The sequence below is a fragment of the Roseococcus sp. GW821-FHT12F05 genome (assembly GCF_058806835.1).
On the sequence record NZ_JBXAQB010000019.1, the window covers coordinates 66,697 to 79,247 of the forward strand.

A 12,551-nucleotide genomic window follows, 5' to 3' on the forward strand; every position below is an offset into this window, starting at 1 on the left:
GATGGGGGGCAGAGCCTTCTCGATGGAGCCTCAGCGCAGCGCGTATTGCGCCACGGCGCAGGTATCCTGCCGGCGCCACTCCCGCATCGTCCCGTCCTCGAAGCGCGCCCGGATATCGACGTCGCAGGTCATGCCCTGCGGCAGATGCAGTTCCAGCGTGCCGCCCGGAGCCATCACCTTCCCCGCCAGCCGGTCCGCCCCCCAGCTGCTGTCGCTCGCCAGCGAGGCCTCGATGCGCTGGATCGGCCGCCCCGTCTCGTTGACCAGCCGCACGTCCGGATTGGCCGGCACCAGCCGCCCCAGCGGCGTCAGCACCAGCATGTCGACCTCGCAGGTGTCGACGTTGCGGACCTCGCTGGGCTCCGTGCCCTGGCTGAAGGCCGCGCGGACGTCGACATGGCAGCCATGGTCGCGCGGGAAGGTCAGGCGGAAGCGCTCGCCGGCCTGGAGCAGGTTGCCGCCGAGCCGGTCCTGGCCCCATTGCCGATCGCTGGCGAGGGAGGCGCGCAGCTCGCGCACAGGCCGGCCGGCGAGGTTCACCAGCGTGAAGTCGGGGTTCTGCGCCGCGACGGGCGCAGGCGCGGCCGCCGGAGGGGCGGCGGTCGTGGCCGGCTCGGGCGGTGCCGCGCCGTCGCGAGCGGTGAAGACGAAGTCGCCCCGCAACGGCGAGATGGCGAGCCAGGGCTCCTGGTGCCCGCCCGACAGGTCGATCGCGCGCAGAGACGCCTCGTTGAACATCTGCATGAGCCCCAGGCCCGGGATGCGCATCGCCTCCACCAGCGCCGCGGTGTAGGGGCTGTTCCGGCCGCCCTGCCCGTCCAGCGAGGTGTTCCCGGGCTGGGTCGCGTAGGCGATGATCGTGCCGCGCGGCGCACGCATAGCGGCCAGGCCGGCGCCGGTCGCGTCGCGCGTCGCCGAGCTCCGGAAGGGGTCGTTGCGGCAGGCGTCGAGCACGAGGATCGAGAGCCGGGCCTGCGCCGCCTCGAGCTGGCGCAGCACGGCGCCCACGTCGACATAGCTGAACTCGAGGTCGGCCGGACGGGCGAGCGGGCCGCTGTCGCGCGCCACCAGCCAGTTGTTGCCGTTGTACTGCAGGCCATGGCCGGAGAAGTAGAAGAAGGCGATATCGGCACCCACGGCCATGCGGCCGAATTCCTGGATCGCCGCGTCGAAGCCGCGCTTGTCCGCCTCGACCACCGGGCCGCCGGTCGCCAGCGTGAAGCCGAAGGCCTGCAGCGTGCGTGCCATCAGCCGCGCGTCGCTCACCGTCGCCTGCAGGCGGCTCGAATGCTCGTAGGTGCCGATGCCGACGACGAGCGCCACGCGGCGGCCGCTCTCCGGCGCGGATGCCGTCTGAGGCGCGACCTGCGCGCCGGCCACGCCGCCCAGGAGCAGCAACAGGGCTGCGAGCAGAATGGATCGGCGCATCTTGGCTCCCGGGGCGTCTTTGTCTTGGCGAAGCGAAACGCTAGGCTCGCCGTCGAGCCCATGTCCAGTCATCCACGGTGGGCGACGCGCGGGGCCAAAGGACGGGAACACGCCCTTGCTGAGACTGCACGGCACGCCGAAGAGCCGGACCTTCCGCTGCATCTGGGCCGCCGAGGAGGCGGGCATTCCCTACGAGATCGTGCCCGTGGGACTCGGCGGGCCGGCGCGGGCGCCGGCGCACCTCAAGGTGAACCCGAACGGCAAGGTCCCGGCCATGGAGGACGGCGCGCTGGTCCTCTTCGAGAGCCTGGCCATCAACCTGCATATCGCCGCCAAGGCGGGTGCGCCGCTGAGCCCGGTCGGCGACGACTACAGCCGCGTGCTGCAATGGACCCTCTGGGCCGCGACGGAGGTCGAGCCCTCGGCCGGGCAATGGGCCTACAACGCCTATGTTCGCCCGCCGGAGGAGCGCGACCCAGGCCAGGCGGCAGCAGGCGCCGCGGGCGTGCTGGCGCGGATGGACGTGCTGGAGGGGCAGCTGACAGCGGCGCATGTGGTGGGGCCGGACTTCACCATCGCCGACTGCAACCTCGCCTCGGTGCTCTACGGCGCCTGGAACAACAAGTTCGACTTCGGCGGACATTCCCGGGTGAAGGCCTGGCTGGACCGCTGTTTCAACCGGCCGGCGGCGCTGGCCGCCCGCAAGCTGCGGGATGCTGCGTAAGGATACGGGCTTGAGCCAGGACATCATCGACTGCGCCCGGCGCATGGACACGCTGGGCTTCATGCCGAGCAAGTCCGGAAATGTATCCGTACGGACGGAGGGCGGGTTCCGCATCACGCCCTCCGGTCTGCCCTATGCGGCGCTGACCGAGGGCGACCTCGTGGAGGTGGCGCTGGACGGGTCCGTGATCCACGGCAACCGGCGGCCCTCCTCGGAATGGCGGCTGCACGCGGCGATCTACGCGGCGCGGCCGGAGGCAAAGGCGCTGGTCCACACGCACAGCCCGCGGGCCACGGCGCTCTCCTGCGCGCGGCGCGGGCTGCCGCCCTTCCACTACATGATCGCGCTGGCCGGCGGGGACGACATCCCCTGCTCCGCCTATGCCACCTTCGGCACGCAGGAGTTGGCGGATGCGGCGGCTGTCGCGATCCAGGGCCGGCGCGCCTGCCTGCTGGCGAACCATGGGGTGGTCGCCATCGGCTCCGGGCTGGCGGCGGCCGAGACGCTGGCGCGCGAGGTGGAGAACCTCGCCTCCGAATACCTGGACCTGCTGCAGGCCGGGCTGGCTCCCGTGCTGCTGACGGCGGAAGAGATGGTCGCCGTCACCGCCCAGTTCGGCGGCTACGGACGGCTGTCCTGACGCCGTGAAGGCCGAGCTGCGCCCCCTGCTGCCGCTCTACCTCGTCATCTTCATCGGCTTCTGCGGCTATTCGCTGATGATCACGCTCTTCGTGCCCATGCTCATGGGCGCGAACGGCTTCGTGCCGGAGGCGACGAGCCCCGGGCGGCGCGGCTTCCTCCTGGGCGCCCTGCTGGCCACCTATCCGCTCGGGCAGTTCCTGGGATCGCCGGTGCTCGGCGCGCTGTCGGACCGCTTCGGGCGCAAGCCGGTGCTGGCCGTGTCGCTGCTGGTGACGGCCGGCGCCTATGCCGTGGTGGCCTGGGGCATCGGGGCCTTCTCCCTCTGGCTGATCGCGGTGGGATGCTTCGTGGGCGGGCTCGCGGAATCCAACATCGCCATCGCCCAGGCCGCGATCTCGGACGTCGCCGGTCCGGAGGAACGGCCGCGCCTCTTCGCCTGGGTCTATTCCTGCTGCAGCCTCGGCTATATCGCGGGGCCGGTGCTGGGCGGGCAGCTGGCCGTGCATCTCGGCTGGAGCGCGCCTTTCTGGCTGATGGTGCCGCTGCTGGCCCTCACCCTCGCCTGGATCGCCGCCAGCTTCCGCGAGACGCATGCTCCCGAGCGGGATGGCGGCTTCGACCTGCGGGCGGCGCTCTCCAATCTCGGCACCATCGCCACCGACCGGGAGATCCGGCGGCTCTACCTCGCGAACTTCCTGATCTACCTGGCGCTCTTCGGCTATTTCCGGATGGTCCTCGTCTACATGGTGGACCGCTGGGACACCTCGGTGGACCAGACGACGCTGATCTATTCCGGCCTCGCCATCCTCTCGGCCGTGGCGAGCTTCGGGCTAATGGCGCCGGCCACAAGGCTCCTCGGCCTGGGCCGCCTCGCGGTCGCGGCGACCATGGCGGCGGGCGTGACCATGGCCTCGGTGACGGTGCCGGAGGGGCTGGGCTCCATCTGGATCACCGGCGGGCTGACAACGATGATCGGCACGCTGGCCCTGGCCGCCTGCCCCACCATCCTCTCGAACGCGGTCGGCGCGGAGCGGCAGGGGCGCGTGATGGGCAACAACCAGGCGCTGCAGGTCGGCGCGGAGGCACTCAGCGCGCTGATCGGCGGCGCGCTGGCCTCGGTGCTGATCCCGCTGCCGCTGCTGGCCTTCGGCGCGATGCTGATCGGGTCGGGCCTGCTGCTTCGCCAAATCCTGCGACGCAGCCCCGCCCCATAGCCGCGCGCCGCGTCTGATCGGCCGAAGCGTTCCGGCCGATCGGATGCGCGCTCAGTAGCCCTCGCCCAGCAGCGGAAACGCACTGTGCACGTGCGGGAAGTTCACCGGCGGCGCGCCGAGATGCACGTGGCTGCGGTTGAGCTGCGCGAAGCTGGTCACCCCCGTCAGGCCGAGCGCCTTGGTCGTCTCGTCCTCCAGGATCTCGAACAGCGTGCGGATGCCGGACGCCCCGTCCGCCGCCAGCCCATAGAGGTAGAGCCGCCCCAGCCCCACCCAGTCCGCGCCCAGCGCGATCGCCTTCACGAGGTCGGTGCCGCGGGTGAAGCTGCCGTCCACCATGATCTTCGCCCGGCCGGCCACGGCCTCGACGATCTCGGGGATGATGTCGAGCGAGCCGCGCCCGCCATCCAGCTGCCGCCCGCCATGGTTGGAGCAATAGACCACCTCGACCCCATGGTCGCAGGCGATGGCGGCATCCTCGCCCGTGCCGATCCCCTTGAGGATCAGCGGGATCTGGTACTTGTCCTTGAAGCGCTTCACCTCGCGCCAGGAGAGCGAGGCCTGGTGGTCCATGCCGGTGTTCGCGGCGCGCCAGGTCTTGATGAAGCGCTTGGAGATGTCGCGCTCGCGGCGGCTGTAATGGGCGGTGTCCACCGTCATGCAGAAGGCGTCGTAGCCGGCGGCGATGGCGCGCTCCACGATCGCATCCACCCAGGCGTCGTCGCCGCGGACGTAGAGCTGGAAGACCTTGGGGCCGCTCGCGGCCTTGGCGCAGGCCTCGAGGCCCGGCTGGCTCACGCTCGACAGCATGAAGGGCACGCCGAAGGCGCCGGCGCCCTGCGCGACCGTGGCGCCGCCGCCCGGCTCGAAGCTCTCCAGCGAGCCCACCGGCGCACAGAAGACCGGCAGGCGGATCCGGTGGCCGAAGAAGTCCACGCTGGTGTCGACCTTGGAGACGTCGTTCAGCACGCGCGGCCGCAGCGCGACGGTGTCGATCGCCATGCGGTTGCGCCGCAGCGTGGTCTCGGTCTCGGTGGCGCCGACAAGGTAGTCCCAGATGTTCGGGCTGAGCTTGTGCTTCGCCGCCTTCACGAATTCATGCAGGACCAGGAAGCGTCCTTCGTTGTCACTGACCATCACGTCTCTCCCATTCGTCATCGAAAAGGCTAGGACGTTTCTTCGCAGGCGTGAACATGCGCGCCCTCCATGAATCGTCGGCGACTCCCGCCCCCGCGGGTTCCGGCTCGCCTGCGAGGCGGTAGACTCTCCTTCATTCGATTCGGCCCGCCGGATCGCCGCGAGGGAGCCCGCCGGATGCAACGCCATATAAGGACCTGGCTGTCCCTGGCCCTGATCGCCCCGGTGCTGGGCGGCTGCGGCTCTGTCCTCAGCACCGGCACCGAGGCCGGCGCGGGCATCGCGGGCGCCGCCATCGCCTCCTCCGTCACCGACAACGCGACCCTGGCGGCGGGCATCGGCCTCGGCGTCTCGGCCGGCGCGAGGGCCGGACTGCAATACGCGCAGCGCCGCCTGCATGGGAATGCGCAGAACGCCGTGGCAGCCGCGGCGGGCGGCCTCGCGCCCGGCCAGGTCGGCTCCTGGTCCGTGCGCCACAGCGTGCCGATCGAGCCGAACGAGCAGGGCGAGGTCGTGGTCACGCGCGTGCTCGGCAATGCCGCCTTCGCCTGCCGGGAGATCGTCTTCTCGGTGGACAAGGTGGAGGACCGCCGCCCCGTCCGCAGCTTCTACACGGCCATGATCTGCCGCGACGCCACGCGCTGGCGCTGGGCCAGCGCCGAGCCCGCGACCGAGCGCTGGGGCTCGCTGCAATGAGCTCCGCGCGCCGCCTCCTGCCGCTGGTCCTGCTGCCCGCGCTGCTGGGCGGCTGCAGCGCCGTGCCGCAGGTCGTGGGCGCGGGAGCGGCCATCATCAGCGGCGCGGGGACGGTCAATCCGGGCGTCGGCGTCGCGATCGGCCTCGGCACCGCGGCCGCGACGGATTTCGCCCTGAAGTATTACGGCCGCTCCCGGCAGCGTTCGACCCAGGAGCTGATCGCCGCCGCCGCCGGCCCGCTGCCGCCAGGCGGTGTGGCGCCCTGGCGCACCGACCACACCATCCCGATCGGGAACGAGCACGGGGAGGTGCATGTCGTGCGCGCCATCGACAATCCGCTCGCGCCCTGCCGCGAGATCGTCTTCTCCGTCGAGGACGGCGAGGGCGAGGCCCGCACGCGCGACTGGTTCGCCGCCCAGATCTGCCGGCAGGGCGAGCAATGGCGCTGGGCGAGCGCGGAGCCCGCGGTGGAGCGCTGGGGCTCGCTGCAATAGGCAAGCCCCCCTCGCCTCCTCGCCGTTTCAGCGCGAGACTGCGCGCGACTTGTTGGGAGAGCCTGATTCACGTCTCCGGCGATGCCGCCTTCGACGATCGGGCTCAAAGGGGGAACTCCATATGATGACCGTCACCGAACGCCGCCTGCGCGCCCGCGCCGTCCTGGACGGGAAGGCCTGCGTCCATCCCGCCTCGGTGCACGATCCGCTCTCGGCCCGCATCGCCGAGGAGCTGGGCTTCGAGTTGGGGATGTTCGCGGGCTCCACCGCCTCGCTCGCCATCCTCGGCGCGCCCGACCACATCCTCATTACCCTCACCGAGTTCGCCGAGCAGTGCCGGCGCATCACGCGCGCGGGCTCGCTGCCGCTGGCGGTGGACGCCGACCACGGCTACGGCAACGCGCTCAACGTCCAGCGCACGGTGGAGGAGCTGGAGGTCGCCGGCATCGCCGCCATGTCCATCGAGGACACGGAGCTCCCCCGCCCCTATGGCGCGCCCAAGCCGCGGCTGATCTCCATCGAGGAGGGCGTCGGCAAGATGCGCGCGGCGGTGGCGGCGCGCGTCGACGGCTCGCTCTGCATCTTCGCGCGGACGGGGGCGATGAACGTGACCTCGAAGGAGGACTGCCTCGCCCGCATCAAGGCTTATAATGATACGGGGACGGACGGGCTCTTCCTCACCGGCGTCACCACGCGCGACCAGCTGGACGCGGCGGCCGAGGTGGCGAAGCAGCCGATCATCCTCGGAACGCTCTCGCCCGCCATCGCCGACCGCGACTACCTGGCCAGCCGCGGCGTGCGCATCGCGCTGCAGGGCCATGCGCCGAGCCAGGCGGCGGCGCAGGCGATCCACCTCACGCTGAAGGCGCTGCGCGACGGGGTCTCGCCCTCCGCGCTGACGGGATTGCCGGAGAAGGGCGCCATGGCGCGCTGGACGCGCGAGGATCCCTATTCGGCGGCGATGAAGGAATACCTCGGATAAGGGGCCTCAGCCGGCGCGGTCCTTCCGTCCGGCGGACGGCCAGAGATGCCCGAGCCAGCCCCAGCCGGACCGGCGAGCCGGCGAAGGGCCGACGGTCGCGACACCCGAAAACCGGGGAAGGCCCGTCTGCCTCGCGAGCGGGGGAGGGCCTGCATCGGGCGTCCCTCGGGGAACCTCCGGCGAGGCGGGCGGCGCCTGGAGACGGCTGGCGGCCCCGGCCTCCGCAACGGCGGAAGCGGCCGGAGTTTCCAGGGCGAGCTTCCGGATGCTGTCGACATGGGCCGGCTTCAGCTGGGAATGCCGCTCCATGACGTCGACGAGGAGCGAGAACAGCCGCGCGTGATTCCTCGCGAGAAGGCCCTTCGCCAGGTGGTTATAATAATCGAAGCTCGATTTCTTCCGGAGACGGAGCAGCAGGCGCACCTGCGCCGCCATATCGGCCGGCGATGCCCGGATGATGTCCACGATGTCGGATATGGTGCTGCCGCGGACAACGGACCTGACGGTCACATGGTCGGTGTGGAAGACCGGTATCCCGTGAATTCCCGGCATGGCGGACAGGATCTCGACATGGCCGGAATCCTGCGCATTGCCCGGATCGTAGAAGACGAAGGCCTGTCGATCCACGTCCTCCGGGACGATCTCCATTCCCGCCATCTCCGGGCCCCAATAGGCCGAGAACCGCCGGTCGAAGGAACAGCCGGCTGGATCGATGGAGTATTGCGGATTGAAGCTCAGGCACGCATCCGCGCCCAGGGGCCTTTGGTACTTGATCGCGGCATACCCGCCCATGCTGTTCCCGAAGGTGAAGGAGAACGCCGTGGCGCCGAGATGCGACCTGACCGCGGCAATCGCCGGCAGCATGGCGCGCACAGGAAACCAGTTCCGCCGCTTCGCCATGAAGACGACGGCGTTGAAACCGGTTCTGTCGATGAAGTCGGTGCCCCAGACCTGCGGGGTCGGGTAGATGGTTCCATAGTTGTTGAAGGCAAATATCGCGACATCGCTGCCGGTGGTCTTGAGGAAGACGATCAGCTCGTCGTCCTCATGGATGGCTCGGTATCGCGTCATCGGCATCACGACGGAGATCCTAGGCCATGATCTCCGAAGGCGGAATCAGGCCCCGGAAACCGATGCCGGGTCCGGGAACGCCGGCCGCGTTCAGTAGACCAGCCGGTAGCCCTTGCCGCGGACCGCGATGATCTGGATCGCGCCCTCGGAGATGGCCTCGATCTTCTGGCGCAGGCTGGAGGCCAGCTGGTCGATGCCCCGCTGCTGCGGCAGCAGCCGGTGTCCCAGCACCCGCTCCGCCACGGCCTCGCGCGAGAGCGCCTCCGCCCCCGCCTCGATGAGCCGGGCCAGCAGGTCCGCCTCGGCGCCGGTCAGGCGCACCGGCGTGCCGTCCGCCCCCGTCACGCGCATCCGCCCGGGGTCGAGCGTCACCCCGTTCACCTGCAGCGGGCCCCGGACCTCGCGCGACGCCGCGGACGGCCGCGCCATGCCCTCCGGCGCCGCGTCGCCGCCGAGCCGGCGGTACAGCGCCCGCACCCGTGCCGTCACCTCGCGCGAGGAGAAGGGCTTGGAGATGTAGTCGTCCGCGCCGACCTCGAGGCCGACCACCCGGTCGACCTCCTCGCCACGGCCGCTCACCACGATCACGCCCACCCTCGTCCGCGACGAGGCCTCGCGGACCATGTTCATCCCGCTGCCGTCGGGCAGGCCGAGATCGGCGATCACGATGCAGGGGTCGCGCTCGGCGAGGAAGGCGTAGCCCTCGGCCAGCGTCGTCGCCAGGCAGGTGCTCCAGCCGTCCCGCTCCAACATCGTAGTGATGGTCTTCGCTACCTCGGGATCATCCTCCAATACCAGGATCGGTCGTGCCGAGATCGCCGGCGCGTTCATCTTTCCAGGGCTCCCCAACCCGTTCCGCCCATCCGGATTTCGGATTCATGGGCCGATTTTCAGGAAGAGTTGCGCCTCCGGCCGGAAGGGTCAAGCAATGGTTGCATCCGAACGCATGCTTCTACCTCTGGTATAGGGATCTCAGCCCACCACGATGCAGTTGCCCCCCTGCCGCCGCGCCGCGTCCAGCGCCGCATCGGCGCGCTCCAGCAGCTCGGCCAGCGAGTCGCCCGGTCTCGCCATGCTCAGCCCCATGCTGCAGGTGACCGGCAGCGGTCCCGCGGGGGTGGCGACGGGCTCGGCCTCGACGAGCCGGCGCAGGCGCTCGGCCAGCGCGCGCGCCTCGACCAGCCGGATGCCGGGCATGCAGATGCCGAATTCCTCGCCGCCGAGCCGGCCCAGCCCGTCACTGCGCCGCAGGCTGCCCGAGAGGATGTCGGCGAAGGCCAGCAGCACCGCGTCGCCGACCGGCGGGTCCACCGCGTCGTTCAGCATGCGGAAATGGTCGATGCCGAGATAGACGAAGCAGAGCTGCCCCGCCGCCTCGCCCTGGAGGTGCCGCTGCACCTCCGTCACCAGGGCGCGCCGGTCCGGCAGGCCGGTCAGCGCGTCGCGGCCGGTCTCCGGCCCGGCCGTGTCGGCCCATTCGATGTCCGCATGGCTAGGGCGCTGAAAGCCGGCGAACTGCTCGACGGTCCCGTCCGCCCCCAGCAGCGGGGTGATGCGCAGCTCCGCCCAGTAGGGCGCGCCGTCGCGGCCATGGTTCAGCAGCTTCCATTGCCCGCCCTCGCCCCGCCGCAGGGCCGAGCCGATGGCCCGCAGCGTGATGCGGTCGGTGCCGGGCCCCTGCAGGAGGCGCGGGCTGCGCCCGATCGCCTCCTCGGGCGCGTAGCCGGTGAGTCGGGTGAAGGCCGGATTCACGTAGAGGATGGTCGGGCCCGGCGGATCGAGCTCGGCATCGGTCAGGATCACCGCATGCTGGAGGCTGTCCACGACGGCGCGGAAGTCGGGCAGGACGCCCTTGCGGAAGGGCGGACGGGGGGTGCGGCGGAGCGCGCCCCCGGCGGTCGGACGGTCTGTCATGGCGGCCTCAGTGAACGGCGGCGATATCCGGATGGGCAGCCGGCGCCGTCCGGAAGGCCGGCAGGGCGGGATCGCGACGGGACCCGGCCAGGCTCTCGGCCAGGAGCGCCGCGGCGGCGGGCTCGAAATGCGTGCCGGCGCAGGCCGCCACCTCCCGCAGCGCCTCTGCCCGGCTGAGCGGGACACGATAGGCCCGGCGCGCGTCGGTCATGGCGTCGAAGGCATCGGCGACGGCGACGGCCCGCACGATCGGGGGGTGGCTGCCGGCCGGCAGGCCCGACGGATAGCCGCCGCCCGACCAGCGCTCGTGATGGCCGCGCGCGACGGCGGCGATGGATTCCGGAAAGCCCATGGCGCGGAGCAGCGCGGCCCCGCGGCCGGAATGGGAATGCATCGCCGCCTGCTCCGCCTCGGTCAGGGGCTGCGCCGAGGCCAGGACCGCGCGGGGCACGAAGAGCTTGCCGACGTCGTGCAGCAGGCTGCCGAGCAGCGCCGTCTCGGCATCACCCAGGAGGCCGGCCCCCGGAAGATCAGGCCCCGGCTGGTCGGAGGCGGCGCGCCACATGCCCATGGTGATCTCCGCCACGCGGATGGAGTGGGCGGCGCTGTCGGGGTGGTGGCGGTGCAGCCGGTCGATCAGGCTCCGCGCGCGGAGCTCCAGAGCCAATCCCACCCGCTCGCCGAAGCCGTCCACCAGGATCGCGCCGAAGCTGCCGAAGCCAGGGATGACGGGGCGGGCGGATGGCCCGGCCAGCTCCTGACCCGCAGAGGCTTGGGCGGCATTCCCTGGCAGGCTGGGTGACATCGCGGGTCTCGTCCTCGGCGCGGTGATCGCTGGGCGGGAACCTAGGTGGCGGAGCCCGCGGAGTGTTGCGGTGAGACGTGCATTAGTGTCGTGCGCCCGCATCGCTTTGTAGGAAAACCTCCGGAAGCCTTCGCCTGGCGCCGGGGAGCCGTCAGGGCGCGGCGGCGAGGACCGGCAGCTGAAGGACGAGCCGGCTGCCGCCCTCGGGCGGGTTGCCGATGGCGAGGGTGCCGCCCATCGCGTCCGCGAAACCGCGCAGGATGGCCAGGCCAAGCGGATGGCCGCCCTCCCCGCCGCCGGGAATCGCGCGGGGGAACAGATCCCGGCCCGGCGCCGGCAGCCAGACCTCCGGAAAGCCCGGCCCGTCGTCCCGCACCGCGATGGCCAGCCAGCGGAAGCCTGGCCAGGCCTCGCCGGGGGCGAGCGTCGCCGTGAGGCGAATCCGGCCGGTCTCGCCGAGCGAGGCGGCGGAGTTGGTGATGGCCTCCCCCAGCACGGCCTCCAGGAACAGCGGATCGACCAGGAGCGTGCCGAGCTCCGGCCCCTGCGCCAGGTCGATCCGGATGCCGCGGGGCAGCCCCGCGCGGCGGCGTTCCACCAGCCCGCGCAGGATTGTACCCGGCTCGCCGACGCCTTCGGGCGGGCGTACCGCCCGGCTGAGCCGGGCGATGCGGCGCATCAGCCCCTCCAGCCGCTCGGAGGCCGTCAGGACGAGCGAGGCGGCCTCCTGCACGGCCTCCGGCAGGCCCGCCAGCTCCGCGAGGTAGTCGGCATTGCCCAGGATCGCGGTCAGCGAGTTGTTGATCGAGTGGCTGAGCGCGCCCCCGGTCCGGGCCGCGGCATCGAGGCGCTCCGCCTCCACGCAGAAGTCCGGCAGCGCGGGATCCCGTGGGTCGCGCAGGGTGAGCAGCAGGTAGCGCCGCGCGTCGCCGTCGCCGAGCACCAGGGCGGTGACGTGGCGGGACCAGCCGTCGGCGCCCGGCAGGATGCGGCGATGCGCCCCCCGGGCCTCCAGCAGGCCGGCGAACCAGTCCCGCAGCGCCGCGGGCTCCGCCGCGAGGTCGGGCGCCGCCAGCATGGCCATGGCCTCGGCTCCGGCGCCGCGTGCCAGGGGAAAAGCCCGATAGGCCGGGGCCTTCGGTTCGGGAGGGGTCGTGCTGCGCATGGGCCACCTTGGCGTTTTCGCCCGGCCGCCCGTCCGTCGAGGCTGCCCGGCCGCGCCCACCGGCGCACGGGCCCCATTCTCGTCGCGCGCAGGCCCGAACAGGGTCCGATCATGTCCTCAATTGTAGGGAAACGTAGATCAAATGTCCACAATGTAGAGCTTCAGACGCCGTTACGACCCTTCCGTATTCAATAGCCACACCTCTCTCCACTACCAACACAATCAGTCTACAAATAGTAATAAAACCCTGAAAAGCCCGACACTTCACCATTCTTCTTA

The 12,551-nt window shown here is 71.2% G+C and carries 13 protein-coding genes; 6 read left to right on the plus strand and 7 right to left on the minus strand.

The annotated features are described in order from the left end of the window. Positions 1-30: 30 nt before the first annotated feature. Complete coding sequence (locus AC1ROY_RS30335; protein WP_493152679.1) at positions 31-1,428, minus strand: caspase family protein; 1,398 nt, start codon at positions 1,426-1,428, stop codon at positions 31-33. A 115-nt stretch (positions 1,429-1,543) separates the two neighbouring features. Here AC1ROY_RS30335 and AC1ROY_RS30340 point away from each other — a divergent pair, with 115 nt between their 5' ends. The 3 genes from AC1ROY_RS30340 to AC1ROY_RS30350 are packed head-to-tail and all read left to right on the plus strand — an operon-like array spanning position 1,544 to position 4,008. Further along, positions 1,544-2,152, plus strand: a complete 609-nt coding sequence (locus AC1ROY_RS30340) for a glutathione S-transferase family protein (protein ID WP_493152680.1) — start codon at positions 1,544-1,546, stop codon at positions 2,150-2,152. Positions 2,153-2,162: 10 nt separating this feature from the next. Continuing rightward, positions 2,163-2,792, plus strand: a complete 630-nt coding sequence (locus AC1ROY_RS30345) for a class II aldolase/adducin family protein (protein WP_493152681.1) — start codon at positions 2,163-2,165, stop codon at positions 2,790-2,792. Positions 2,793-2,796: 4 nt separating this feature from the next. Continuing rightward, positions 2,797-4,008 (plus strand): MFS transporter, encoded by a 1,212-nt coding sequence (locus AC1ROY_RS30350; protein ID WP_493152682.1) that lies wholly within the window; start codon positions 2,797-2,799, stop codon positions 4,006-4,008. A 51-nt stretch (positions 4,009-4,059) separates the two neighbouring features. On the opposite strand, the gene AC1ROY_RS30355 is transcribed toward AC1ROY_RS30350, so the two are convergent. Next, positions 4,060-5,145, minus strand: coding sequence for an alpha-hydroxy acid oxidase (locus AC1ROY_RS30355; protein ID WP_493152683.1), 1,086 nt, complete (start codon positions 5,143-5,145; stop codon positions 4,060-4,062). A gap of 177 nt (positions 5,146-5,322) precedes the next feature. On the opposite strand from AC1ROY_RS30355, the gene AC1ROY_RS30360 reads away from it, so the two are divergent. The 3 genes from AC1ROY_RS30360 to AC1ROY_RS30370 all read left to right on the plus strand — a co-directional run bounded on the left by AC1ROY_RS30360 (position 5,323) and on the right by AC1ROY_RS30370 (position 7,317). Next, positions 5,323-5,841 carry a hypothetical protein gene (locus AC1ROY_RS30360; protein WP_493152684.1) on the plus strand — a complete coding sequence of 173 codons (519 nt, stop codon included), beginning with the start codon at positions 5,323-5,325 and terminating at the stop codon, positions 5,839-5,841. Next, positions 5,838-6,335, plus strand: a complete 498-nt coding sequence (locus AC1ROY_RS30365; protein WP_493152685.1) for a hypothetical protein — start codon at positions 5,838-5,840, stop codon at positions 6,333-6,335. Before AC1ROY_RS30360 ends, AC1ROY_RS30365 begins: the two co-directional genes overlap by 4 nt. Before the next feature lie 121 nt (positions 6,336-6,456). Continuing rightward, entirely contained in the window at positions 6,457-7,317 is an 861-nt protein-coding gene (locus AC1ROY_RS30370; RefSeq protein WP_493152686.1) for an isocitrate lyase/PEP mutase family protein, read from the plus strand. Between the two features lie 6 nt (positions 7,318-7,323). On the opposite strand, the gene AC1ROY_RS30375 is transcribed toward AC1ROY_RS30370, so the two are convergent. The 5 genes from AC1ROY_RS30375 to AC1ROY_RS30395 form a co-directional block, all read right to left on the minus strand. Further along, complete coding sequence (locus AC1ROY_RS30375; protein WP_493152687.1) at positions 7,324-8,394, minus strand: hypothetical protein; 1,071 nt, start codon at positions 8,392-8,394, stop codon at positions 7,324-7,326. Positions 8,395-8,478: 84 nt separating this feature from the next. Continuing rightward, positions 8,479-9,219, minus strand: coding sequence for a response regulator transcription factor (locus AC1ROY_RS30380; protein WP_493152688.1), 741 nt, complete (start codon positions 9,217-9,219; stop codon positions 8,479-8,481). Positions 9,220-9,360: 141 nt separating this feature from the next. Then, positions 9,361-10,302, minus strand: a complete 942-nt coding sequence (locus tag AC1ROY_RS30385) for a sensor domain-containing diguanylate cyclase (protein ID WP_493152689.1) — start codon at positions 10,300-10,302, stop codon at positions 9,361-9,363. A gap of 7 nt (positions 10,303-10,309) precedes the next feature. Next, positions 10,310-11,107, minus strand: a complete 798-nt coding sequence (locus AC1ROY_RS30390; RefSeq protein WP_493152690.1) for an HD-GYP domain-containing protein — start codon at positions 11,105-11,107, stop codon at positions 10,310-10,312. A 151-nt stretch (positions 11,108-11,258) separates the two neighbouring features. Continuing rightward, complete coding sequence (locus AC1ROY_RS30395) at positions 11,259-12,272, minus strand: ATP-binding protein (protein WP_493152691.1); 1,014 nt, start codon at positions 12,270-12,272, stop codon at positions 11,259-11,261. Positions 12,273-12,551: the final 279 nt, after the last annotated feature.